Source organism: Litchfieldella rifensis (genome assembly GCF_042646605.1).
GTDB lineage: Bacteria > Pseudomonadota > Gammaproteobacteria > Pseudomonadales > Halomonadaceae > Litchfieldella > Litchfieldella rifensis.
This window is the reverse complement of record NZ_JBHRUG010000048.1, coordinates 16,247-39,765: the sequence shown is the minus strand read 5'-3', so window position 1 is coordinate 39,765 and position 23,519 is coordinate 16,247. Positions and strand designations below refer to the sequence as shown.

Below are 23,519 nucleotides of genomic sequence, written 5' to 3'. Positions count from 1 at the left end.
CGCTCCACGACGCAATAGCTCTCCACACCAGAACGAGGCGTAAACCATGACCACCATCGCGTTGATCGGTGCCGGCGGCAAGATGGGCTTTCGGCTGTCACGAAATCTCCAGGGCTCGGCATTTTCCGTGAGCCATGTCGAAGTCAGCGAATCGGGGCGTGTCCGGCTCAAGGAAGAACTGGGCATCGATTGCCGCGACGCCGATCGGGCCGTGCCCGGCGCCGACGTGGTCATCCTGGCGGTGCCGGATACCCTGGTCGGGAAAATCTCTCACCAGCTTTCGCCAATGATGGAGTCCGGCACCATGGTGATCACGCTGGACGCCGCGGCCCCCTTCGCCGGCCACCTGCCGGCACGAGATGACCTGACCTACTTCGTCACTCATCCCTGCCATCCGTCGATCTTCAACGACGAGACGGAAATGGAGGCCAAGAAGGATTTCTTCGGCGGCTACAAGGCCACCCAGCATATCGTCAGCGCGCTGATGCAGGGCCCCGAGGAGAGCTATGCGCTCGGCGAGACAATCGCACGCACCATCTACGCGCCGGTGGGCCGCTCGCATCGCGTCTCCGTCGATGAGATGGCGCTGCTCGAACCCGGCCTGTCCGAGACCGTCTGCGCCACCCTGCTGTCGGTGATGCGCGAGGCCATGGACGAAGTGGTCAGTCGCGGCGTGTCGCAGCAGTGCGCCCGCGACTTCCTGCTCGGCCATATGAACATCCTCGGCGCGGTGATCTTCGACGAACAGCCCGGGGCCTTTTCCGATGCCTGCAACAAGGCGATCGAAAACGGCAAACCACTGCTGATGCGCGACGACTGGAAGCGGGTCTTCGAGCGCGACGAGATTGCCGAAAGCATCCGGCTCATCACCTGACCTCGTGGAGCCGGCCCATGACCGAGCGTATCTTTGCCACCTACTTCATCGAAACGCCCTACCCGTTGGCACGGGCCGCCGAGGTCATGGCCGGCGAGCAATCCTCCGGCACCTTCACCCGGCTGGCCAACGAAACCGACGCGCTGCGCGCCAACCATGGCGCCATCGTCGAGCGCATCGAGCCGCTGGAGAGCGTCGCTGTCCCCTCGCTACCGTCACGGCCGATACCGGGTCAGGCCGGCGTATCTCGTTACCGGCGCGGCAACGTCACCCTCTCCTGGCCGATCGCCAACCTTGGCCCATCGCTGCCCAACCTGATGTCGACCGTCGCCGGCAACCTGTTCGAGCTCAAGGAATTCTCGGCATTGAAGCTCCTCGACCTGACGTTGCCGCCGAGCTTCGCCGACGCCTACCCAGGCCCCCAGTTCGGCCTCGCCGGGACGCGGGAACTGACCGGCATTCAGCGACGCCCGCTGATCGGCACCATCATCAAGCCCAGCGTCGGCCTGTCGCCACAGCAGACCGCCGACGTGGTCAGGGAACTGGTCGAGGGCGGCATCGATTTCATCAAGGACGATGAACTGCAGGCCAACGGGCCTCACAACCCCCTCAAGGCGCGGGTCGATGCCGTCATGCCGATCATCAACGCCCATGCCGCACGCACCGGGCGTCAGGTGATGTACGCCTTCAACGTCACCGGCGACATCGACGAAATGCTCGACAACCACGACCATGTGGTCGCCGCCGGTGGCAGTTGCGTGATGGTCGCGATCAACAGCGTCGGGCTGGCCGGCGTCACCCATCTGCGCCGCCACTGTCAGGTGGCGCTGCACGGCCATCGCGCCGGCTGGGGCCTGTACAGTCGCTCGCCGCATCTCGGCATGAGCTTCAACGCCTACCACAAGCTGTGGCGCCTGGCCGGGGTCGACCACATTCACGTCAATGGCCTGCGCAACAAGTTCAGCGAGGAGGATGCCAGTGTCATCGCCAGCGCGCGTGCCTGCCTGACGCCGATGTTCGAGCCGCCCGCGCCGGGCTGCGAGGTGATGCCAGTGTTCTCCTCGGGCCAGACCGCCACCCAGGCCGCCGATACCTATCAGGCCATCGCCAGCACCGACCTGATCTACTGCGCCGGCGGCGGCATCATGGCCCACCCCGGCGGTATCGGCGCGGGAGTCCGTAGCTTGCGCCAGGCTTGGGAAGCGGCAGTCCAAGGCGTGGCACTGGGCGACTACGCCCGTGAGCACCGCGAACTCGCCCAGGCACTGGAGGCCTTCCGCTGATGGGAGCCGACACGCCGCTGATCGCCTACTACGGCGACGACCTGACCGGCTCGACGGATGTCATGGAGGCCTTGAGCAGCCAGGGCGTACCGACGGTGCTGTTCACCGCCATTCCCGAGGCGTCGCAACTGGCGCGCTTCGCCGACTGCCGAGCCATCGGCCTGGCCGGCACCAGTCGCAGCGAATCGCCCGCCTGGATGCATGAACACCTGACGCCCGCCTTGGCATGGCTACGTTCCCTGGATACCGCTTTCTGCCACTACAAGACCTGCTCCACCTTCGACAGCGCCCCCGAAGTCGGCAGCATCGGCTGCGCATTGGAGATCGGTCGCGAACAGTTCGAGCAGTCCTGCGTGCCGTTGGTGGTCGGCGTGCCGCAGATGAAGCGCTACACCGCGTTCGGCCAGCTCTTCGCCGCCGCCCAGGGTGAGGTCCATCGCATCGACCGTCATCCGGTCATGTCGCGCCACCCGGTCACGCCGATGGCCGAGGCCGACCTGTGCCGGCACCTGAGCCACCAGACCGCGCTCGATATCGGCCTGGTGGACGTGGTGTCGCTCACCGCGGACGACCTCGATGCCCGCGTCGACGACTGGCAGCGTCGATACGAGGCGCTGCTCTATGATGTGCTCGACCCAACGAGCCAGGCAACCGTCGGGCACCAGCTGTGGCGCACGCGCCGGCCGGAGGGCAGCTTCGTGGTCGGCTCGTCCGGGGTCGAATATGCCCTGCTCGCCGAGTGGCGTCGCCAGGGCCTGATCGATGCCCCACCAGCTTTCGAGAACCCCGGTGCCGTGGAGCGCATCGCGGTGGTCTCCGGCAGCTGTTCCGAGACCACCGCACGGCAGATCCGCTGGGCCCAGGAAAACGGCTTCCGTGCCATCGGTATCGATGTGGCGCGCCTCGCCAGTGACGCCACGGCCGATGCCATGCAGGACGAACTGTTGGCGCAGGCACTGACGGCGCTGCGAGAGGGCAAGAGCGTGGTGCTCTACACCGCCCTGGGACCCGAGACGAACGACCGCTCGCTGAGTACCGAGCAGGCTCGGCACGGTATCGGGCGGCGACTGGGGCTAATCCTGCGCGAGCTGGTCGTGCAGGAACGGCTGACCCGGGTGGTGGTCGCCGGCGGCGACACCTCCAGCCACGCGCTGCAGCAGTTGGGCATTCATGCACTGACGACCCGTCTCCCGCTACCGGAAACACCGGGCTCGCCGCTGTGCACCGCGCACAGCGACAATCCCGCCTTCGATGGGCTCGAGATCGCCTTCAAGGGCGGGCAGATCGGCAGCGATGCCTACTTCGGCAAGATTCGCGACGCCGACGCCTCGTAACTGTCACACGGCTAGCGTGCTTCCAGGAGCTGGATCAGCTCGGGCACCAGCCGCTCGCCATGCCCTTGGTCGTTGACCTCGCGGTAGAGCGCCTCGATGATCTCGGCCACATGGTGCGATGCCCCGACATCCGTCGCCATGGCGTTGTAGTAGCCGACGTCCTTGAGGGTGTTGGCGAGGCTGAAGCGGAAACCCGAGGGATCTTCGGCGACGATGAACGGCCGCAGGCGCTCGAGCACCACCCCACCGCCACCGCCGTTACCCAGCACCTCGAGAAAGACATCGTCGGCAATACCCGCCTTGCGAGCCGCCGCCGTCGCTTCCGACAGGACCGCGGTGAAGCCCAGCGACACATAGTTGTGCAGCAGCTTGAGCTTGTGGCCCGAGCCCACCGGACCGCCGTGGGTGATATGCTCCGAGAAGCTCTCCAGTAGCGGTCGCACGTCGCGAAACAGCTCGTCCGACGCCCCCACGATCAGATTCAGTCGCCCCTCGGCCGCCTCCTTGGGGGTGCGTGTCATGGCGGCATCCATGAACCGTCCTCCCACTGCGGCGACACGCTCGGCGGTGGCTTCGGTCGAGCGGGGAATCGCCGTGGAGCAATCGACGATGACGGTGCCGGGCCGCAACCCGTCGAGCACCCCGCCGGCGTCGAACAGCACGCTCTCGACCTGGGGGGTGCCGGTCACACACAGGATCACCACTTCCGAGGCCTCGGCGACCTCGCGGGCCGTCAGCTTGCGGACCGCACCGGTCCCCAGCAGATCGTCGACCGGCTGGTTGCCGGGGTGATCGAGAAAACACAAGTCGTGGCCGGCACGCAGCAGGCTCAAGGCGATGCCATGGCCCATCAAGCCGACGCCCACCATGCCCACTCGGTAGGTTCTACTCATCGGGACTTCTCCCTCCTGCATTGTTCGGATCCAGATATCAGCGTAGTTCGAGCGCCTCGGCGACGGCACGCCCCAGCGTCCCGGTCGCCCCGGTGCCCTTGAGGTCCGGCGTGATCACTGCCGTGTCGCTGCGTTCGAGGACAGCCTCGATGGCCCCGACGATCGCCGCCCCCGCCTCGGCCTCGCCGAGATGCTCGAGCATCATCGCCCCGCACCAGATCTGGCCGATGGGGTTGGCGATACCCTTGCCGGCGATGTCCGGCGCACTACCGTGCACCGGCTCGAACAGGCTGGGATATTGCCGCGTGGGATTGATGTTGCCGGAGGGCGCGATGCCGATGGTGCCGGTACACGCCGGGCCCAGATCGGAGAGGATGTCGCCGAACAGATTGCTGGCCACCACCACATCGAACCAGTCGGGGTGCAGCACGAAGTTCGCGGTGAGGATATCGATGTGGTACTGGTCGACCTCGATATCGGGGAAGTTGGCCCGCATCGCCTTGACCCGCTCGTCCCAGTAGGGCATCGAGATCGACAGGCCGTTGGACTTGGTCGCCGAGGTCAGCTTCCTGCGCGGCCGCGACCGGGCCAGCTCGAAGGCATACTTCAGCACCCGGTCGACGCCGACCCGGGTCATGATGGTCTCCTGCAGCACCACTTCACGCTCGGTGCCCTCGAAGACCTTGCCGCCGAGCCGCGAATACTCGCCCTCGGTATTCTCGCGCACCACCAGGAAGTCGATGTCCCCCGGGACCCGGCCTTTCAGCGGGCTTTCGATGCCCGGCATCAGCCGGCACGGGCGCAGGTTGACGTACTGGTCGAAGGCGCGGCGGAACTTGAGCAGCGAGCCCCACGCCGAGACATGATCGGGCACCGTGTCGGGCCAACCCACCGCGCCGAAGTAGATGGCATCGAACTTCGAGAGGATCTCGAACCAGTCGTCCGGCAGCATGTCGCCATGCTGCCGGTAATAGGCGCAGCTGGCGAAATCGAAGGGCTCGAACTCGAGCGGCAGGTCGAAGCGCTTCGCCGCCGCCTCAAGGACGCGAAGTCCCTCCGGCACGACCTCGAGGCCGATCCCATCACCCGGCAATACGGCAATCCTGTATGTCATGTTTTCACTCCGGCAACCGCCTGATGGCGTTTAGCGCGCACGCAGAGGTCCCTGCTGCCGCGGGTCGCCCATGCAGACCCGTTGGCAGCCATGAAAAGCGCTGCTGAACGCGGTGTTGGTATCGCTACCCGTGACGGATGGCGATGGTTTTCAGTTGGGTATAGCTCTTGAGGCCTTCGAAGCCTTTTTCCCGACCATGGCCGGAGCGACCGACGCCGCCGAACGGCAACTCGATACCACCGGCCGCGCCGTAGTTGTTGACGAACACCTGGCCGCTGCGAATGCGCTTGGCAAGGCGCAACTGGCGACCGCCGTCGCGCGTCCAGACACCGGCGCACAAGCCGAAGTCGGTCGCGTTCGCCAGGCGCACGGCGTCCTCCTCGTCCTCGAAACGCTGCACCGCCAGCACCGGGCCAAACAGCTCCTCGCAGGTGACGTAGTGTCCTTCGGGAATATCGGCCAGCAGCGTCGGCACCACGAAGTGCCCCTCGGCCGGGGCATCCTCGGCCAGCCGCCCTTCGGCCACCACGCGGATGTCATCGGCCCTGGCGGCGGCGAGACACTCCTCGACCTTGGCGCGCTGGCGGGCATTGATCAGCGGCCCGCAATCCGGATCGTTCTCACCGGCATCGCAACGCAACTCGGAGAAGCGTTGGGCGAGGCGCGACAGCACCTCGTCGTAGCACGAGGCCTCGACCAGCAGTCGGCTGCCCGCCGAGCAGGTCTGGCCGGCATTCTGGATGATGCCGCGCACCACCGCCGCCAGCGCGGCGTCCAGATCGGCATCGGCGAACACCACCTGTGGCGACTTGCCGCCCAGTTCCATGGTCACGGGAACGTGGTTGGCCGCCGCCGATTGGGTGACCAGCGTGCCGGTGGCCGGCGAACCGGTGAACGACAGGTGATCGATGCGTCGATGCGCGGCCAACGCCGCACCGGCCTCGTTGCCCAACCCGGGAATGACATTGAGCACACCGGGCGGCAGGCCACATTGCATGGCGATCTGCGCCAGACGCAGGATGCTCAGGCAGGCATCCTCGGCGGGCTTGAGCACCACGGTATTGCCCGCCGCCAGCGCCGCGGCGACGCAGCGCCCGAAGATCTGCGCCGGATAGTTCCAGGGAATGATCTGGGCACAGACGCCGAACGGCTCACGCAGGGTCATCACCGCGTAGTCGGTCTCGAAGGGAATGGTCTCGCCGTGCAGCTTGTCGGCGGCCCCGGCATAGAAGCGGAAATAGCGGGCACAGACGGCGATATCGCCCTTGGCCTGACTCATCGGCTTGCCGGTATCGGCACACTCCAGAGCGGCCAGCGACTCGGCGTCGGCATCGATCGCCGCGGCGAAGGCATACAGCCACTCGCCACGCCGACGCGCCGACCACTGGCTCCAGTCGCCCAACTCGCCGTCGAAGGCCTGACGCGCCGCCATGACGGCATTCTCGACATGTTCCGCCTCACAGCGGGCGATCTCGGCCAGCGTCTTGCCGGTGGCGGGGGCCTCGACGCTCAGCACATGCGGCGTACGCACCCACTCACCGGCAATCAACGCGGCACAAGGCGGCATTGCAGGAAGGTCACGCATCGTTGTTCCCTCTCTTCAAGTCGGTGTCAGTAAAGGAGATCGACCAGCCCCAGCGAGATCCAGGGCAGGTAGGTGATCGCGATCAGGCAGGCCAGCACCACGAGCACGAAGCGCAGCAGCCAGGGAATCAACTGGTCGATGGACAGCTTGGCCACCGCACAGGCGGCGAACAGGTTGACGCCGAGCGGCGGGGTGAACATGCCCAGCGCCAGGTTGACGACCACGATCAACCCGAAATGCACCGGATCGATACCGTACTGGATGGCGATCGGCGTGAAGATCGGGGCCAGCACCAGGATCGCCGCGGAGGTCTCGACGAACATGCCGATCACCAGCAGCATCACGTTGACGGCGAGCAGGAAGGAGACCGGACTGTCGAAAACCTGGGTGACCCAGGCCGCGACCTGGGTAGGCAGCCCCGAGCGGCTGATCAGGAAGCTGAACAACGCCGCCGCCGAGATGATCAGCATCACCGTGGCGGTGGAGATCACGCTCTGTTTGAGGATCGGCCAGAGTTCCGTGAGGGGCAGTTCGCGATAGATCAGGCCGCCGACGATCAGCGCATAGACCACCGCCACCGCTGAGGCCTCGGTGGGGGTGAAGACGCCGCCGTAGATGCCGCCGATGACCACCACCGGCATCAGCAGCGCCACCCAGGCCCGCTTGAAGGCCGAGGGGAAATCGGAGCGGTCCTCGCGGTCCCGCAGGCCGTAGCCGCGCACCTTGCAGAACAGGAACAGGAACAGCAGCAGCGCCCCGCCGATCAATAGGCCGGGGCCGATTCCCGCAATGAACAGCCGCCCGATCGAGGTGTCGGTACTCACGCCATACAGGATCAGCGGAATCGACGGCGGGATCAGCACGCCGAGCTCCGCGGAGGAGGCCTGAATGGAGGCCGCCAGGGGTTTGGGATAATCGTGCTTGACCATCGCCGGAATCAGGATCGAACCGATGGCGAAGGTGGTCGCCACGCTCGAGCCGGAGACCGCGGCGAACATCATGCAGGTCAACACGCAGGTCATGGCCAGGCCACCCTGCAGCCCGCCGACGATCGACTTGGCCAGATCCACCAGACGTTGGGAAATACCACCCGCCGCCATCAGGTTGCCGGCCAGGATGAAGAACGGAATCGCCATCAGCGGGAAGTTGTCGATGCCGACGAACATCCGCTGGGGCACCATCAAGAGCGGCAGCCGCGAGAAGAACTCGATACCGATGATCGAGGCCAGCATGATCGAGACGGCGATGGGAACACCGAGGGCGAACAGAATGATCAGCGACAGGCCGATGGCTGCGTTCACGAGCGAGCCCTCCTGGTGAGTCGAGACGAGTTGGAGACGGCAGGCGATTCAGGCTCCGACGGCGTTGCAAGCGAAGGCTCCGCCACTGGTTGCCGGTCATGGGCAGACGGCATGTCGGCGTCGGCAATACCGACCGGCTCACGGCCGGTGGCCTGGGCCAACAAGCGTGCCAATACCGCCAATAACGAGAAGCCGGCACCGATAGGAATAGCGGCATAGGCCCAGGAGATGGAGATCCCCAGCCCCGAAAGTACCTGCGAGCGCACCCGCCAGGTCATGGCGGTACCGAAATAGATCAGCACCACCAGCGAGATGATGCAGCACAGGGCGATCAGGCTCTCCACCAGGATCAAGCGGCGCCTCGGCACCAGCTTGTAGATGACCTCCACGGCCATCATGTAGCCGCCGCGAAAGCTCGCCGCGGCACCCAGGAACACGCACCAGATCATCGTCGAGCGTGCCATGACCTCGGACCAGGTCGACGGCGCATCAAAGACGAAGCGCGTCAGCACCTGATAGAAGCCCATGGTCACCGAGACGACCAGCATCAGGACGGCAGCCACCAGCGCCATGCGCGACGTGAAGCGTTCGATACGCAGAAAGAATTCCACCATGACATTCACCTTGCGTCGGCCCGCCCCGGCGATAACACCGGGGCGGGCAGATCGGGACGATCAGCAGTCGCTGTTACGGATACGATCCAGCATTTCGCTGCCGTACTGGTCGGTGTAGCCCTTGTAGGACGGTTCGACGGCATTCTGGAACAGTGACTTGTCGATATCCTCGACCACGGTCATGCCCTTCTCCTTGAGTTCCGCCAGCCCCTCGGTTTCGAGCCGCGAGACCTCGGCACGAGTCGCCTCGGCCCCGGCCTGGGCCGCCTCGATGAACCAGCCCTGCTCTTCCTCGCTCAACCCCTCCCAGAGGATCGGCGAGGCCAGCATGATCGCCGGCGAGTAGACATGACCGGTTAGCGATAGGTAGTCCTGCACCTCCCACAGGTTGCTGGTCAGAATCACCGGGATCGGGTTTTCCTGACCGTCCACGGTACCCTGCTGCAGGGCGGTGAAGACCTCGGGGAAGGCCATGGGGGTGGGGTGCACATCCATCTCGCGGAACGCCGCCATGTGCATCTCGTTCTCCATGGTGCGAACCTTCAATCCGGCAGCATCCTCGGGCGTATTGATCTCGCGCTGGCTATTGGTCATGTGACGGAAGCCATTCTCGGACCAGGCCAGGCCGACCAGCTCGTGCTCACCGACCTTGGCCAATAGATCCTGACCGACCTCGCCGTCCAGTACACAGCGCGCCTGGGCGTAGTCCTTGAACAGGAACGGCAGGTCGAGCACATAGGTTTCCGGCACGAAATTGCCCAGCGGCCCGGTGGAGGTGACCACGGCATCGAGCGTACCGATCTGCAGCCCCTCGATCATGTCGCGCTCCCCCCCGAGAGCACCGGAAGGATGCTCCTCGACGGTGAATTCACCACCACTGAGTTCCTCGAGCTTTTCCTTGAAGGCATCGACGCCGACCGAGTAGTGCGAGTTGTCGGAGGTGGTGTGCCCCACCGTGATGCTCTGGGCAGCCAGGGCATTGAAGCTGACCGCCGCCAGGGCGAGGGTGGAGGCACCGGCGATGGCGGCATTCAGGGCGTTGCGAGCGAAGCGTACTGTCATTGTTGTGTCCTCTTGCAGGTTTAACGCTGGTGGTGGTGGCCAGCGGCGAAGTCCGCTGGCACCTTGCTGGTCGAGCCGCGCGAACGCGAACCCGATATCAGTCGTTTCGTGCGGGGTCGGCGAGGAAGGCCTCGACGATCTCGCGGAAGTTCCGGTCGCCCACGAAGCCGAGTCGCTCGGCCTTGCGGGTCGCGAAGCGTGCCGGCCAGCTGGCGACGATGGCCTCGATACGTGCATCCGGCTCGTGGCGGACGCGTGCCAGGGCCTCCTCGCCGCCCTGCTCACGCAGGGTGTCGAGCATCTCGGCAACGCTCACGGTGATGCCCGGCAGCATCAGGCTGCGCGAGGCGCCGAAGGCCTCCCCCGCCACCTCGGCTCCATGCACGAGCGCCTCGATCACCCGGTCGGGCGACATGACGAACAAGTCGAGGTCGGTCGGCACCGGACAGATGGCCTCTTCACCATTGAGCGGCTCCCGCAAGATGCTCGAGGCAAAACTGGACGCCGCGGCATTGGGTCGGCCGGGGCGGATGACGATGGTCGGCAGGCGCAGCACCCGGCCGTCGACCAGGCCACGACGGCTGTAATCGTTGATCAGCAGCTCGCCCATGGCCTTCTGGGTGCCGTAGGAGCTTTGCGGGGTCAGGGCGGTCATGTCGTCGAGCACCGCGGGCAGTTCGCCGCCGTAGACCGCCACCGAACTGGCCATGACCAGGCGTGTGCTCGACAGCTCCCGGGCGCGGCAGCCTTCCAGCAGCGCGCGTGTGGCATCGAAGTTGACCGTCAGTCCCAGGTCGAGATCCGCCTCGGCCGCCGAGCTGACCACCGCCGCGAGGTGATAGATCATGTCCGGGCGCTCATCCAGGACCGACTCCAGGGCGCCGGGGGCGGTAATGTCCACCGCTCGCGAGACGATCTCGAGAGGCTGGTCGGATGGCGGGACAGGGGCGTCCCGATCGATCAGCGTCAGCCGCGACAGCGGTCGGCCGTCGAGTTCCCCGCGCGCCAGCAGCGCGTGGGTCAGGCGTTGTCCGAGAAAGCCGGCGGCGCCGGTGATCACAACATGCATGGCGTGTTCCTTGTGGTCGTCTCGCTATTCATGGCGTCAGCCCATAGGCGGCGGCCCAGCCCAGGCCGGCCCGCGTGTCGCCGGCCGGTCGATACTCGCAACCCACCCAGCCGTCATAGCCCAGCGCCTCGAGGCGTTCGAGGAGGGCCGGATAATGCACCTCGCCGCGATCCGGTTCGTGACGCTCGGGCACGCCGGCGATCTGCACGTGGCCGAGATGCGGGAACTGCGCTTCCAGGTTGCGAATCAGGTCACCCTCGACGATCTGGCAGTGGTAGAGGTCGAATTGCACGCGCAGGTTGTCGGCCCCTACCCGCGCCAGGATTTCGCGGGCGTGATCCTGGCGATTGAGAAAGAATCCCGGCATGTCGCGACCGTTGATCGGCTCGATCAGCAGGGTCCTGCCGACCTTGGCCAGCTCCCCGGCGGCGAAGCGCAGGTTCTCGACATAGGTCGCCAGGTGGGCCGCGCGAGTGTCGGCATCGGCGTCCTCCGGCAGCAGGCCGGCCATGGCATGCACACGCGGGCAGTCCAGCACCTCAGCGTAGCGCAGCGCCTCGACCAGCGAGTCGCGAAATTCGGCCTCGCGGCCCGGCAGGCTGGTCAGTCCCCGCTCGCCAGCGTTCCAATCGCCCGGTGGCAGGTTGAACAGCACTTGGCTGAGGCCATTGTCATCCAGTGCCGCTCGCAGCTCGCCCGCTTCGTAGGCATAGGGAAACAGGTACTCGACGCCACGAAAGCCGGCAGCCGCAGCGGCCGAAAAGCGAGCGAGAAAATCGTGCTCGGGGAACAGCATGCTCAGGTTGGCGGCCAGTCGAATCATCTCGGTTCCTTCCCTGTCTCGTTCGGTGTCAATCGCGCAGGAAGCGCGCTTCGAGTTCGGCGACCTGCGCATCGCTCAGGCAGCGCGGGTTCTGACCGCGCAGCAGCAGGAACAGCCTGGCCGTCTCCTCGAGCTCCTCGGTGGCGTACACCGCCGCCTCCAGCGACTTGCCGGCCACCACCGGGCCATGGTTGGCCAGCAGCACCGCACTGTGCTTGCCGGCCAGTCCCCTGACCGCGTCGCCCAGGGTCGGGTCGCCGGGCATGTGGTAAGGCACCAGCGGCAGCTTGCCGACACGCATCACGTAATAGGCGGTCAGCGGCGGGATGCAGTCGCCAGGGTCGATCTCGGGCAGGCAGGACACCGCCACCGAATGAGTGGAATGCAGGTGCACGATGGCCCCGGACTGCGGACGCTCGCCATACACCGCCAGATGCAGGAAGCTCTCCTTGGTCGGCCGGTCGCCATCCAGCAGCCGCCTTTCGCTATCGAGCCGCGAGATACGCGCCGGGTCGAGGCGTCCCAGACAGGCATTGGTCGGGGTCATCAGCCAGCCGCCGTCTGCGAGCCGCACGCTGATATTGCCGCTCGAGCCCATGGTCAGGCCACGATCGAACAACGACTGGCCGAACATGGCGATTTGCTCACGCAGACGGTTGTCGTCGTGCACGCTCATGGCAGACGTTCCTCTCGAAGGGCATCGAAGGCTCGGGAAAAGAAATCGACACCACCGAAATTGCCGGACTTCAGCGCCAGCGACAGTGGCGACTCGTGTCCCTTGATGTAGGTCTGGGTCCAAGGCACGCCGGGGTCGATCTGCTCGCCGATGCGCAATTCCCTGATACCCAGCGCGGAGACCACGGCCCCCGAGGTCTCGCCACCGGCCACCACCAGCCGGCCCACGCCCTCCGCCACCAGCGTTTTCGCCAGTCCGGCCAGGGCACGCTCGACCAATTCCCCGGCCGCGGCCACGCCGAGGCGCTGCTGGGCACGCTTGACCCTGTCCGGCGCCGCCGAGGCGTAGATCAGCACCGGTGCCTCGCCGCCGTCGGTAGCGAACAGTCGCTCCCGAGCGAAGGCCAAGGCCTGCTCGACCTGGCCACTCCCTTCGGCAAGCGCCAGCGGATCCAAGGTGAAGCCGTCATGCGTCGCCAGGAAATGTTCGACCTGACCCAGCGTGGCCCGCGAACAACTCCCGGACAGCACCAGTGCCGCGCCGCCGGCCGGTGCCAGACGCCCGGCGTTGTCGACCGTCTCCAGCCAGCCGCGGCGGCGATACTCGGCGGGCAGCGCCTGGCCGAGCCCGGAGCCGCCGGTCACCAGGGGATACTCCGCCACGGCAGCGGCGAGCACTTCGAGATCCGCTTCATCCAGGGTATCGCAGATCATATGGCGTACGCCTTGTGCCGCCTGATCGTCGAGATGGGTCTGCGCCGCTTCGGCGCCCCTGGCCAGGACCGGGCGAGGCAACAGGGCGACCGGATGCGGTGTCTGGCGTGCCAGCACCCGCACCAGATCGGCATCCGTCATCGGGTTCAGGGGGTGGTTCTGCATGCCGCTGTCGTTGAGCAGCCGGTCGCCGACGAACAGGTGCCCTTGGTAGACGGTGCGACCGTTGGCCGGAAAGGCCGGCACCATCACCGTCTGGCGTGCCTCCATCGCATCCAGCAAGGCATCGGCGACCGGCCCGATATTGCCCGCGTCGGTGGAGTCGAAGGTCGAGCAGTACTTGAAGAAGATCTGCCGGGCACCCAGCGCCCGCAACCAGTCCAGCGCCGTCAGGGAGTCGTCGACCGCTTCGTCCGCCGGGCAGGAACGCGACTTGAGGGCCACCACCAGCGCATCGACATCATCGAGCGGCAGCTCACCTCCTGGCACGCCGATGACCTGCAGGGTGCGCATGCCGGCACGCACCAGGTTATTGGCCAGATCGGTGGCACCGGTGAAATCGTCGGCGATGGCGCCCAGCACGAGGCTCATGGCTCGCCCTCCCGCTGCGCGTCGTTGGCCGCCGGCAGCTCGAGAGCCGACAGTCGCTGGTAGACCTTGATCACCGCGGCGTCGTCCTCGCGACCGAACCCGGCCCCGCTGGCGGCGGTGAACTGCTGCAGAGCGCTGGCGGCGACCGGCATCGACAGGCGCAGCTCGCGACCGGTCTGATGAACGATATTGAGGTCCTTGACGAAGATGTCGACCGCCGACAGCGGGGTGTAGTCGGCCTTGAGGATATGCGGCACCCGGTTCTCGAACATCCAGGAGTTGCCCGCCGAGTGGGTGATCACCTCATACAGCGTGTCGGGGTCGATGCCCATGCTCATGCCCAGCGCCATGGCCTCGGCGGCAGCGGCGATATGCACCCCGGCCAGGTGCTGGTTGACCAGCTTGACGCTGGAACCGGCTCCCGGCGTATCGCCCAGGCGATAGACGGTGGCGGCCATGGCCTCCAGTGCCGCCTGGCCCTTGGCGTAGGCCGCCTCGCTGCCGGACGACATCACCGACAAGTCGCCCGAGCGTGCCTTGGCCGCCCCGCCGCTGATCGGCGCATCGAGCATCTCGAGGCCTGCCGCTGTCAGGCGCTCCCCCAAGGACCTGGCGAAGCTGGGCGCCACGGTCGCGCACTGGATGACCAGGCTACCCGGTGCCAGCCCGGCGACCGCGCCTTGTTCTCCGAACAGCACCGCTTCGACCTGCTCGGCGTTGACCACCACCAGCACCACGACGTCGCATTCAGCGGCCAGTTCGGCCGGGGTCGCCACGCTCCTGCCCCCCTGGGCGACGAAGGCGTCCCGTGTCGAGGCCGACACATCGCAGCCGATCACCGGCAGTCCGGCCTCGAGCAAAGCGCTCGCGATGCCCATGCCCATGGCTCCCAGGCCGATCACTCCGACCGCACTGCTTGGCGATTGCTGCTGCATCCTGACACTTCCTCCCATGACCGCGTGAACCTGAACGCGTGAATTCGATCGCCCGATGTTAGCGCTACCATTCTTTTTAGATTATGCTCTAAGGACATGCAAGCGCTGTCGAAAGGAGTCCGACCAATGTCTAACCAGCAACCCCCGGAGCGGCGACGGCGCCGAGGTGCCAACAATCCCACGCTCGACGACGTGGCCAAGGAGGCAGGCGTGTCGTCGATTACCGTGTCGCGGGTGCTCAACTCGCCGGACAGCGTCCGCGAGGCCACCCGGCACAAGGTCGAGGCGGCCATCGAACGGGTCGGTTATGTGCGCAACATGGTGGCAGGCAGCCTGGCCTCGGCCAGCTCGCGCTTCATCGCGGTGATCGTGCCCTCGCTGTCCAACGTGGTGTTCATCGAGGTGATCCAGGGCCTGCAGACCACCTTCGAGAAGCACGGTTATCAGATCCTGCTGGGCAATACCGACTACAGCATGCAGCGCGAATACGAGCTGGTTAACGCTTTCCTCGGCTGGTCGTCGCTGGCCCTGGTGACCACCGGGCTGCGTCATGAGGAAAACTGCACCAGCCTGCTCAGGCGCTGGCAGAAGCCGGTGGTGGAAATCATGGAACTGGGGAAAGGCATCGACCTCAATGTGGGCCTATCGCACTACGATGCCGGGCGCTGCATGACCCAGCATCTGCTGGACAGAGGCTATCGACGCATCGTCTACGCCGGGACCCAGATGGAAGGAAACTACCGCGCCAGGCTGCGCTACGAGGGGCACCGTGACCTGCTCGAACGGCACGGCATCGAGGCCCCGCTGGTGGAGTGGCCCGAGGCCAGCGAGCTCGAGCGGGGAGCGCATGCGCTCCAGCATGTCCTGACGACTCGCCCGCAGACCGAGGCGATTCATTTCGCCGACGACATCCTCGCCACCGGCGCGATTCTTCACGCCAACCGTGTCGGCCTCAAGGTGCCGGACGATGTCGCCATCTGCGGCTTTACCGGCTTGCCGCTCGGCCAGCATTTGACACCACGCCTGACCACCATCATGTCGCCCCGCGAGGCCATCGGCCGCATCGCCGCCGAACAGGTGATTGCGCGCATCGAGGGACGCCCTCTCGATGCCGATCAGGTCGACGTCGGCTTCGAACTGGCGGTCGGGGAAAGCACCTGAGCGACGCAACCGACCTGACAGATGATTCCCGCTGCCGACAAACTTCAAGATACCGGCTGGCGATCCGGTGCTAAAATCCTTGAACAGGCATGGTTTTGTTCTGAACGTCATGGGAGGCGGGATGCGCCGGCATGCACAACATTCTTGTCGTCGACGACGATGCGGACATTCGGGAGATGCTCGTCGATTATCTCTCCCCGTTCGGCTACCAGGTGAGCCAGGCCGAGAGCGCAACCCAGCTGAGAGCCATGCTGCAAGCCTGTCTGCCGCAAGTGGTACTGCTCGATGTGAGCCTGCCGGATGAGGATGGTCTGTCCCTGGCCCGGCATATTCGCGAGCACTACGACATCGGCATCATCATGGTCTCGGGGGCTGGCGCGACCGTGGACCGCATCATCGGACTGGAAGTCGGTGCCGACGACTATGTCAGCAAACCCTTCGATCCCCGGGAGCTGCTGGCTCGCGTCAAGAGTGTGATCCGCCGCTACCCGCCGCTATCCTCCGCTCTCTCGGCCACCGCTACGAACACCACGGATACGCAAGCATGGCGACCCTTCGGGCGCTGCCAGGTGGACCTCGACGGCCGACGACTGCTGGATGGCGGGGGAGCCGAGATTCCCCTCACCAGCATGGAATTCGACCTGCTCAGGGTCTTTCTCGAACGTCCCAATCGCGTCCTCAGCCGCGACGACCTCCTCGGCCTGACCCAAAACCGGGACTGGGATCCCTTCGACCGCAGTATCGATATTCGGGTAGCCCGACTGCGCAAGAAGATCGAAGCGACGCCGGACAAGCCCGAGTTCATCAAGACGGTGCGCGGGGCCGGCTATCGCTACCAGCCACCCGGCGGGGGATGATCCGGACGGGAATGCCAGCGTGTTTCCCGCCCGTTTCAGTTGTCACAAGTGTTTCCGGTCGCCCTCGGGATCGATGGCGAAAGATAGACTTCATCCATAGTTCGTGTCGCTACCGGAGCGTGCCCCCATGAGCGCATCCAGCCAGCCGGAACTTCCGCCACAACGCATCGTCGACGCCCTGCGGCTGGCAGCGGAAGCCCGCAGCACGTCTGGCGATAATGACGTCTTCTGCCAGTTGGCCCGTCATCTCGCCCAGGCCCTGGGTGTCGCCCATGCCTTTATCGGCGAACTCTACGCCGGCAGGGAACCCGAGGTGGTGCACGTGATCGGTGGCTATTTCGCCGGGCGCTGCGAAGCAAACTTCGACTATCCCCTGCGGGACACTCCCTGCCGGAACGTGGTGGGCCAGTGCTACCGCTTCTACCCTGACAATATCCAGGCCCGCTTCCTCGACCCCCATCTCCGCGAACTGGGCGCCGAAGGCTATGCCGCGATCCCCCTGTTCTCCTCCACCGGGGGCCCCATCGGTATCATGGCGGCACTGGACACCAAGCCACTGACCCAACCCGAGCTGACCGAGTCGTTGCTCAAGATCTTTGCCGTGCGAGCGGCCCTGGAACTGGAACAGCGCCACATGCTGGCGGCCAAGCAACGCTCGGAGGCCAACTATCGCACGCTCTTCGAGGCCACGGATGACGCGGTCTTCATCTACGACCTGACCACTGGCGTCATCCTCGACGTCAATCCCCGGGCCTGCGAAACCTATGGCTATTCGCGGGAAGAATTTCACCACCTGTCGATCGGCGCCCTCAGCGCGGGCTACCGCCCCTATACCGCGGCCGAGGCACGACAACACTTCGAGCGGGCCCGCGCCGGCCAACCGACCCGATTCGAATGGCGTACCCGACACAAGGACGGCTCCCTGCGCTGGGACGAGGTCAAGCTCAAGCGGTTCTCGCTGGGCGATACCGCCCACATCATCGCCTTTACCCGGGACATCACCGCACGCAAGGAGCACGAGGAAGCCCTGCACAAGAGCGAGGACCGGCTGCGCGCCACGGTCGAAGCCGCCCTGGACTGCATCGTCGGCATGGACGGCAACGGCGACATTATCGACTTCAATCCCGCCGCTGAGCGCTGCTTCGGCATCCGCAAGCAGGATGCCGTCGGCCGCTCCCTCGCCGACCTGGTGATCCCCCCTCGTTACCGGCAGGCGCATCAACAAGGCCTGGAACGCTTTCACCTGACCCACTCCGGCCCCTATATCGGCAAGCGGGTGGAGGTCACGGCCATGCGCGCCGATGGCAGCGAATTTCCTGTCGAGCTGGCGATCGACCATGCCCGGGGCAAGGACGGCACGATCTTCATCGGCTACCTGCGCGACATCACCGAACGCAAGCAAGCCGAGCGCGAACGCGCCCAACTGGAAGCCCAGTTGCGCCAGGCCCAGAAAATGGAGGCCATCGGCCATCTGACCGGCGGTATCGCCCACGATTTCAACAACATCCTGACGACCGCGCTAGGCTATACCGTCATGGCCCAGGAGCGCCTGGCCCAAGTGCCCGATGCCAAGCTGGAAAAATACCTGGATCGGGTCCAGCAGGCCGGGCAGAAGGCCCGCCACCTGATCCAACAGATGCTCACCTTCAGCCGCGGTCAACACGGCACCCCCCAACCCTTGCAACTGGCAACGATCCTGGCGGAGTCCGTGGACCTGATCACCGCCACCTTCCCTTCCACCATAGAATTGACCACCCGTTGCGAGGCCGCCTGCGCGCCGCTCATGATCGACCCCGTGCACTTCGAGCAGATCCTGCTCAACCTCTGCATCAACGCCCGCGATGCCATGCCCCAGGGCGGCACGCTCGACGTCTCGGTATCCCACCACCGGCTCTCCGGCGGCCACTGTCGCTCCTGTCATCAGCCGGTCGAGGGCAACTGGGTGGAGCTGTGTGTCAGCGACCAGGGCACCGGTATTGCGGATAGCGTGCTCGAGCGCATGTTCGAGCCGTTCTTCAGCACCAAGCAGACCGGCAAGAGCAGCGGTATGGGGTTGTCGACCGTGCATGGCCTCGTGCATGACTACGCCGGCCATATCCTGGTCGATACCACGGCAGGGCAAGGTACCACCTTCCGGGTGCTGTTCAAGCCGCTGCCTGTCGCCGCTACCGATCGCTCCGCCGGCCTTACGCCGACGGCCGTGCCCCCGGCCCAGCCGCAACGGCTGTCCGGCCGGGTCCTGCTGGTGGACGATGAGGCCATGGTCGCCGAATTCATGGGCGACCTGCTCAGCGGCTGGGGTCTGGAGCCGACCGTGGTGCTGTCCAGCACCGAGGCTCTGACACTGCTCGATAGCGACGCCGTCTTCGACCTGGTGATCACCGACCAGACCATGCCCAGGATGACCGGCCTGCAACTGGCCCATACCCTATGTCAACGCTGGCCGGCGCTACCGGTGATCCTGTATACCGGCTTCAGCGACGACCTGACCGATGCCCAGGCGCTTGCCGCCGGCGTCCGCGCGTTCCTGCGCAAACCCGTGGACACCGGGGCCCTTCACCAGCAGTTGAGCGAGTTGCTGACCACTGCTCCTCCCGGCACGGCAACAAAGGACTAGCCACTGAAGCACTTCGGCAACAATACCATCGCGTACGGAAATACCCTGGATACGAGACGCGCCTAATCTGGCTCCATCGCGCCGCCCTGCCGTAACGCGATCCCCAAAACGACAATACGAGGAGCCACACCATGACCGCCATGATCCAAGCCCAGGCCGTCGACCGCTATGCCCGTTGCATCGAAGTCTCCAAGCGCGTGCGCTGGGACATCGACAAGGACGTCATCCGCGACCGTGACTTCGACTTCGGCAAGACCTTCATCCCGGATGGCCTGTCCCGGGTCGACAGACTGGATTTCCTGAACACGGACGACAAGCGCCTGTATAGCCATATCCAAGGCCGCACCTATGCCAACATGTTCGGGCTGGTGGAACGCTTCATCTGCGCCAAGATCCTGGAACTGAGCCGCGACCACTTCCTGGGCGATCAGGTGGCCCTGGAAGCGCTGGTGCGTTTCAGCGACGAGGAACTCAAGCACCAGGAGCTCTTCCGACGCATCGAGCAGATGATCGCCCGCCGCATGCCGGAGGGATACCGCTTCCTGCCGCAACCCAACGAGGTGGCGCTGGTGGTGCTGGGCAAGTCGACCTGGGCGGTGCTGGGACTGACCCTGCATATCGAACTGTTCACCCAGGCCCACTACCGGCAGAGTATCGATCCGCAACAGCACATCGATCCGCTCTACAAGGACGTCTTTCTGTATCACTGGAAGGAAGAATCCCAGCATGCCATCCTCGACGAGTTGGAATGGGTGCGCGAGGACGCCCGGCTCACCGACGACGAGCGCGAGCAGGCCGTTACCGACCTGATCGACCTGGTCGTTGCGGTCGACGGCATCCTCCAGGCACAGGCCGCGGCGGACGCCGACTACTTCCAGCAGTTGGCCCCTCGCCACAACGATGAGGAAAACGCCAGGATCGCCGAGGCGTTCCTGGATGCCTACCGCTGGCAGTTCATTGTCTCCGGCGTGCTGGAGCCGCGCTTCGCCGGCGTGCTCACGCGCCTGATCACCGCCGAGCAGGGCCAACGCATCAACGCCGCCCTGGCTCCGCTGATGGCTTGATCCGACCTCGATAGTCTCGCCGCCTGCCCTGGAGTCATCCCGGGTAGGCGGCAACATGGCCGCATGCCGGCCTGAGACGAACCTGTCCACCGATGTCTACCACCTTGGTCGCAATGGCCCCCGTTGCCCCTGTTTAACCGGCATACTAATCGCGAACTGAAACGTTTCAGAAACTCCCATAGAAACGCATGCGACTGATCCAGGAAAAGCTGACACCGCCATCCCTGCCACCAGGCATCGTGGCCCGCGAACGGCTCAACGACTGTTTCGTGCTCGACGAGCGGGTGCGGCTGCAGGTGGTGCAGGCGCCGCCCGGTTACGGCAAGACCACGCTGCTGGCCGAGCGCTTACCGGCCCTGGAGCAGCCGGCAGCCTGGCTACGCCTGGACGCTTGCGACGATGAGCCCGAGCGTTTCAGCCGCTATTTCCAGGCGGCGCTCAAGACCCTGTGTCGCGAGCATCTCGACGTCGAGCTGCCGTCGACAGACGAAGCCGGCCCCTTCAACACCGTCATCGAATACTGGCTGAGTGGTTTACCGACGCAAGCTACCCCCTGTCGACTGGTGATCGACGAGTTCGAGCACATCAGCCACCCGGCCCTTCTCCAAGGCCTGAGCCATTGGCTACGCCACCAGCCCCGTTGGCTGACCCTAACCCTGATTTCGCGCACACGCCCGGCATTGGGCCTGCCGGCCATGCGCCTACGCGGCGAGTTGGAGGAGATCGACCTGGAGGCATTGGCGTTCAATCTGGAAGAGGCCCAGACGCTGTGCGCCGAGCAGCTCAGCTTCCCGCCAACCCGGGTCAGCCTGGAGCGAGCCCTACGGCGCACCGAAGGCTGGCCAATGGCACTGACTTGGCTGGTCGAACGCACCACCACCCGTGCCGGCTTCGACACCCTGGTCGAGCGCCTGGGCGGCAACCATCCGGACTTCGTGGCCTGGTTCGACGACCTGCTGCGCGAAGCGCTCGAAGACGACGACCGCCACCTGCTGTTGCAACTTGGGGTGCTCGAACGCTTCTCGCCACAGATCGTGGCCCGATTACTCGAAGGCGAGCGCGTTTCCCAGCGCCTGGAGACACTGGAGCGTGGTGGCTTTTTCATTCAGCGGCTCGCCTCCCACGACCAATGGTGCCGCTTCCACACCCTGTTCGCCCAGTACCTGCGTCACCGCCGCCATGAGTTGAGCCTGGATTCCCAGCGCCAGCTCCATCGCCGCGCCGGTCAGGCCTGGCTGGCACTCGGCGATCCGGCGCTCGCGCTGGCCCAAGCCATCGACGCCGACGACCCCGAAGCCCTTGTCGCATTGATCGAGGAACATGGCCCCAAGCTATTGGCCAACGGTCATTTCGCCTTACTGGCCCGTGCCATGGAGACTCTCGGCGAGCCACGCATCGGTGCCTTGCCACGCCTGACCCTGATCCACGGCTGGGTGACCCATGCCCAGTACCAATTTGCTCGTACCGAACGTGCCATTGGCTGGATCGAGGCGCAGCAAGAAGAGCCGGCATGGCAGGAACTCGCCGCCGAATTCGCGACTCTGCGCGCGCAACTGGCCATCAACCAGGGCGATGCCGAGCGCGCCGCCCCGCTCGCCGAACGGGCACTGACCCTGCCGGCCCGTTACCTGGCCCCGACCCCGGTATCGGCGGCGGCGATTCTCGCCGAGGCGCGTTTCGTCCAGGGGCGGCTCGAGGAGTCGCTGGCCCGGGTGAGGGACGTCGAACGCGAAGCGAGCCGCATCGGCGACGACCAGTTGCTGCTGCAGACTCTCTGCCAACAATCCGAGGTGCTGGTCGCGCAAGGCCGGTTGCAGGCTGCCTTCGACATCCAGGAGCGTGCTTTCGCGCACGTCGAGCGCTGTGGCCTGGAGCATCTGCCAGTGACCGAATTCCTGTATCGCATCCGCAGCCAGCTGTTGTGGGAATGGCATCGCCTGGATGAATCTGAACAGGCCGCACTCAACGGCATCGCCGTACTCGACAACCAGGGCGAGCGCTGGACGCTGCAGTGCCATATCAGCCTGGCCAAGGTGGCTCAGGCACGTGGCGACCAGGCCCAATGTGCCGACCATATCCGCCGCTTGCGCAAGATCCTGGCCGACGGCGACTACCATATCGACTGGCTGGCCAATGCCCATGCCACCCTGCTCGCCTGGTGGCAGGCCAACGACGATCACGATGCCGTGGCGCGCTGGTTGCAGGAAGCCCCCACTGCCGAGCCCGAGTCTGCCAGCAACCACTTCGCTCAGTGCAATGTGCGCAACCATGCTCGCGCCCTGACTCTGCTCGGCCATTTGGAGGAGGCTCGGCAGCTGCTCAGGGCTCTGGAACAGCAGACCGCACGCTTCGGACTCGTTACCGACGCCAACCGCAATCAGCTTTGCCTGGCGGCGCTGGAGTGGCAGGCCGACAACCGCGAGGGGGCGCTCGACCATATGTGTCAGGCACTGGAACTGGCCTCACGCACCGCGCTGGTCGGCAGTTTCCTGCGTCTGGGCAAGCCCTTGGGAGAGATGCTGCAGGCGTTGCTGGACGCCGACGAGATGGATGACCTGGCCCGAGCCCGTGCCAAGCGGTTGCTCGAATTGGCCGGCCGCCAGCGCGACTTTGGCCGTGCCGTGCGACTGATGCTCGACGAATCGGTGATCGCCGATATCGTCTCCCGTCCCGATGTTCCCGAGTTGATTCGTACCTCACCGCTGACCCGCCGCGAGTGGCAGATCCTTGGTCTGATCCATGCCGGACTGTCCAACGAACAGATCGCCGAACAATTGTCGGTGGCCCCCACCACCATCAAGACGCATATTCGAAGCTTGTACCAGAAGCAGAACATTCGTCGCCGCGAGGAGGCCATTGCCCTGGCACGAGACCTGCTCTCGCGCATCCAAGGGGAGTAAGCGTCGTCTGAAAAGTCACCGAACGATGATCAGACAAGGCAAAAACCGACGAG

Annotated in this window: 19 protein-coding genes; 8 read left to right on the top strand and 11 right to left on the bottom strand. The window is 65.4% G+C overall.

The window, feature by feature from the left end; genetic code table 11:
* Nucleotides 1-46 precede the first annotated feature (46 nt).
* Genes ACFOEV_RS19870 through ACFOEV_RS19860 form a run of 3 tightly spaced genes read left to right on the top strand, consistent with a single transcriptional unit; the run spans nt 47 to nt 3,491 of the window.
* The gene (locus ACFOEV_RS19870) at nt 47-874 is read left to right on the top strand and encodes a phosphogluconate dehydrogenase C-terminal domain-containing protein (RefSeq protein WP_386776633.1); all 828 of its coding nucleotides are present in this window, start codon (nt 47-49) and stop codon (nt 872-874) included.
* A gap of 17 nt (nt 875-891) precedes the next feature.
* On the top strand, nt 892-2,157 hold the full coding sequence (locus tag ACFOEV_RS19865; protein ID WP_386776632.1) for a ribulose-bisphosphate carboxylase large subunit family protein: 1,266 nt from the start codon (nt 892-894) through the stop codon (nt 2,155-2,157).
* Complete coding sequence (locus ACFOEV_RS19860; protein ID WP_386776631.1) at nt 2,157-3,491, top strand: four-carbon acid sugar kinase family protein; 1,335 nt, start codon at nt 2,157-2,159, stop codon at nt 3,489-3,491. The genes ACFOEV_RS19865 and ACFOEV_RS19860 overlap by 1 nt, the downstream gene beginning before the upstream one ends.
* An 11-nt stretch (nt 3,492-3,502) precedes the next feature.
* On the opposite strand, the gene ACFOEV_RS19855 is transcribed toward ACFOEV_RS19860, so the two are convergent.
* The 11 genes from ACFOEV_RS19855 to ltnD form a co-directional block, all read right to left on the bottom strand.
* On the bottom strand, nt 3,503-4,384 hold the full coding sequence (locus tag ACFOEV_RS19855; protein ID WP_386776630.1) for an NAD(P)-dependent oxidoreductase: 882 nt from the start codon (nt 4,382-4,384) through the stop codon (nt 3,503-3,505).
* A gap of 37 nt (nt 4,385-4,421) precedes the next feature.
* The gene (locus ACFOEV_RS19850) at nt 4,422-5,498 is read right to left on the bottom strand and encodes a tartrate dehydrogenase (RefSeq protein ID WP_386776629.1); all 1,077 of its coding nucleotides are present in this window, start codon (nt 5,496-5,498) and stop codon (nt 4,422-4,424) included.
* A gap of 124 nt (nt 5,499-5,622) precedes the next feature.
* On the bottom strand, nt 5,623-7,083 hold the full coding sequence (locus tag ACFOEV_RS19845) for an aldehyde dehydrogenase family protein (protein ID WP_386776628.1): 1,461 nt from the start codon (nt 7,081-7,083) through the stop codon (nt 5,623-5,625).
* A 26-nt stretch (nt 7,084-7,109) separates the two neighbouring features.
* Complete coding sequence (locus ACFOEV_RS19840) at nt 7,110-8,384, bottom strand: TRAP transporter large permease (protein ID WP_386776627.1); 1,275 nt, start codon at nt 8,382-8,384, stop codon at nt 7,110-7,112.
* A complete protein-coding gene (locus tag ACFOEV_RS19835; RefSeq protein WP_386776626.1) occupies nt 8,381-8,998 on the bottom strand; it encodes a TRAP transporter small permease in 618 nt (205 codons plus the stop codon). The genes ACFOEV_RS19840 and ACFOEV_RS19835 overlap by 4 nt, the downstream gene beginning before the upstream one ends.
* A gap of 60 nt (nt 8,999-9,058) precedes the next feature.
* Nucleotides 9,059-10,060: a TRAP transporter substrate-binding protein gene (locus tag ACFOEV_RS19830; RefSeq protein ID WP_386776625.1), complete on the bottom strand. Its 1,002-nt coding sequence runs from the start codon at nt 10,058-10,060 to the stop codon at nt 9,059-9,061.
* A gap of 97 nt (nt 10,061-10,157) precedes the next feature.
* Entirely contained in the window at nt 10,158-11,129 is a 972-nt protein-coding gene (denD, locus tag ACFOEV_RS19825; protein ID WP_386776624.1) for a D-erythronate dehydrogenase, read from the bottom strand.
* Nucleotides 11,130-11,157: 28 nt separating this feature from the next.
* The gene (gene otnI / locus ACFOEV_RS19820) at nt 11,158-11,952 is read right to left on the bottom strand and encodes a 2-oxo-tetronate isomerase (protein WP_386776623.1); all 795 of its coding nucleotides are present in this window, start codon (nt 11,950-11,952) and stop codon (nt 11,158-11,160) included.
* Between the two features lie 28 nt (nt 11,953-11,980).
* Nucleotides 11,981-12,628, bottom strand: a complete 648-nt coding sequence (gene otnC / locus ACFOEV_RS19815) for a 3-oxo-tetronate 4-phosphate decarboxylase (RefSeq protein ID WP_386776622.1) — start codon at nt 12,626-12,628, stop codon at nt 11,981-11,983.
* Nucleotides 12,625-13,932 carry a 3-oxo-tetronate kinase gene (otnK, locus tag ACFOEV_RS19810; RefSeq protein ID WP_386776621.1) on the bottom strand — a complete coding sequence of 436 codons (1,308 nt, stop codon included), beginning with the start codon at nt 13,930-13,932 and terminating at the stop codon, nt 12,625-12,627. Before otnK ends, otnC begins: the two co-directional genes overlap by 4 nt.
* Complete coding sequence (ltnD, locus tag ACFOEV_RS19805) at nt 13,929-14,867, bottom strand: L-threonate dehydrogenase (RefSeq protein WP_386776620.1); 939 nt, start codon at nt 14,865-14,867, stop codon at nt 13,929-13,931. The genes otnK and ltnD overlap by 4 nt, the downstream gene beginning before the upstream one ends.
* Nucleotides 14,868-14,993: 126 nt before the next feature.
* On the opposite strand from ltnD, the gene ACFOEV_RS19800 reads away from it, so the two are divergent.
* The 5 genes from ACFOEV_RS19800 to malT all read left to right on the top strand — a co-directional run bounded on the left by ACFOEV_RS19800 (nt 14,994) and on the right by malT (nt 23,466).
* Nucleotides 14,994-16,028 carry a LacI family DNA-binding transcriptional regulator gene (locus ACFOEV_RS19800; protein ID WP_386776619.1) on the top strand — a complete coding sequence of 345 codons (1,035 nt, stop codon included), beginning with the start codon at nt 14,994-14,996 and terminating at the stop codon, nt 16,026-16,028.
* A 131-nt stretch (nt 16,029-16,159) separates the two neighbouring features.
* Complete coding sequence (locus ACFOEV_RS19795; RefSeq protein WP_386776618.1) at nt 16,160-16,885, top strand: response regulator; 726 nt, start codon at nt 16,160-16,162, stop codon at nt 16,883-16,885.
* 127 nt (nt 16,886-17,012) lie between these two features.
* A complete protein-coding gene (locus ACFOEV_RS19790; protein WP_386776617.1) occupies nt 17,013-19,502 on the top strand; it encodes a PAS domain-containing hybrid sensor histidine kinase/response regulator in 2,490 nt (829 codons plus the stop codon).
* A gap of 131 nt (nt 19,503-19,633) precedes the next feature.
* Complete coding sequence (locus ACFOEV_RS19785; protein ID WP_386776616.1) at nt 19,634-20,566, top strand: hypothetical protein; 933 nt, start codon at nt 19,634-19,636, stop codon at nt 20,564-20,566.
* Nucleotides 20,567-20,754: 188 nt separating this feature from the next.
* Entirely contained in the window at nt 20,755-23,466 is a 2,712-nt protein-coding gene (malT, locus tag ACFOEV_RS19780) for an HTH-type transcriptional regulator MalT (protein ID WP_386776615.1), read from the top strand.
* Nucleotides 23,467-23,519 lie beyond the last annotated feature (53 nt).

Excerpts from the sequence above, each read along its gene's own strand:
- ACFOEV_RS19870 (WP_386776633.1), top strand. The coding sequence starts at position 47 with ATGACCACCATCGCGTTGATCGGTGCCGGCGGCAAGATGGGCTTTCGG.
- ACFOEV_RS19865 (WP_386776632.1), top strand. The coding sequence starts at position 892 with ATGACCGAGCGTATCTTTGCCACCTACTTCATCGAAACGCCCTACCCG.
- ACFOEV_RS19860 (WP_386776631.1), top strand. The coding sequence starts at position 2,157 with ATGGGAGCCGACACGCCGCTGATCGCCTACTACGGCGACGACCTGACC.
- ACFOEV_RS19855 (WP_386776630.1), bottom strand. The coding sequence starts at position 4,384 with ATGAGTAGAACCTACCGAGTGGGCATGGTGGGCGTCGGCTTGATGGGC.
- ACFOEV_RS19850 (WP_386776629.1), bottom strand. The coding sequence starts at position 5,498 with ATGACATACAGGATTGCCGTATTGCCGGGTGATGGGATCGGCCTCGAG.
- ACFOEV_RS19845 (WP_386776628.1), bottom strand. The coding sequence starts at position 7,083 with ATGCGTGACCTTCCTGCAATGCCGCCTTGTGCCGCGTTGATTGCCGGT.
- ACFOEV_RS19835 (WP_386776626.1), bottom strand. The coding sequence starts at position 8,998 with ATGGTGGAATTCTTTCTGCGTATCGAACGCTTCACGTCGCGCATGGCG.
- ACFOEV_RS19830 (WP_386776625.1), bottom strand. The coding sequence starts at position 10,060 with ATGACAGTACGCTTCGCTCGCAACGCCCTGAATGCCGCCATCGCCGGT.
- denD (WP_386776624.1), bottom strand. The coding sequence starts at position 11,129 with ATGCATGTTGTGATCACCGGCGCCGCCGGCTTTCTCGGACAACGCCTG.
- otnI (WP_386776623.1), bottom strand. The coding sequence starts at position 11,952 with ATGATTCGACTGGCCGCCAACCTGAGCATGCTGTTCCCCGAGCACGAT.
- otnC (WP_386776622.1), bottom strand. The coding sequence starts at position 12,628 with ATGAGCGTGCACGACGACAACCGTCTGCGTGAGCAAATCGCCATGTTC.
- otnK (WP_386776621.1), bottom strand. The coding sequence starts at position 13,932 with ATGAGCCTCGTGCTGGGCGCCATCGCCGACGATTTCACCGGTGCCACC.
- ltnD (WP_386776620.1), bottom strand. The coding sequence starts at position 14,867 with ATGCAGCAGCAATCGCCAAGCAGTGCGGTCGGAGTGATCGGCCTGGGA.
- ACFOEV_RS19800 (WP_386776619.1), top strand. The coding sequence starts at position 14,994 with ATGTCTAACCAGCAACCCCCGGAGCGGCGACGGCGCCGAGGTGCCAAC.
- ACFOEV_RS19795 (WP_386776618.1), top strand. The coding sequence starts at position 16,160 with ATGCACAACATTCTTGTCGTCGACGACGATGCGGACATTCGGGAGATG.
- ACFOEV_RS19790 (WP_386776617.1), top strand. The coding sequence starts at position 17,013 with ATGAGCGCATCCAGCCAGCCGGAACTTCCGCCACAACGCATCGTCGAC.
- ACFOEV_RS19785 (WP_386776616.1), top strand. The coding sequence starts at position 19,634 with ATGACCGCCATGATCCAAGCCCAGGCCGTCGACCGCTATGCCCGTTGC.
- malT (WP_386776615.1), top strand. The coding sequence starts at position 20,755 with ATGCGACTGATCCAGGAAAAGCTGACACCGCCATCCCTGCCACCAGGC.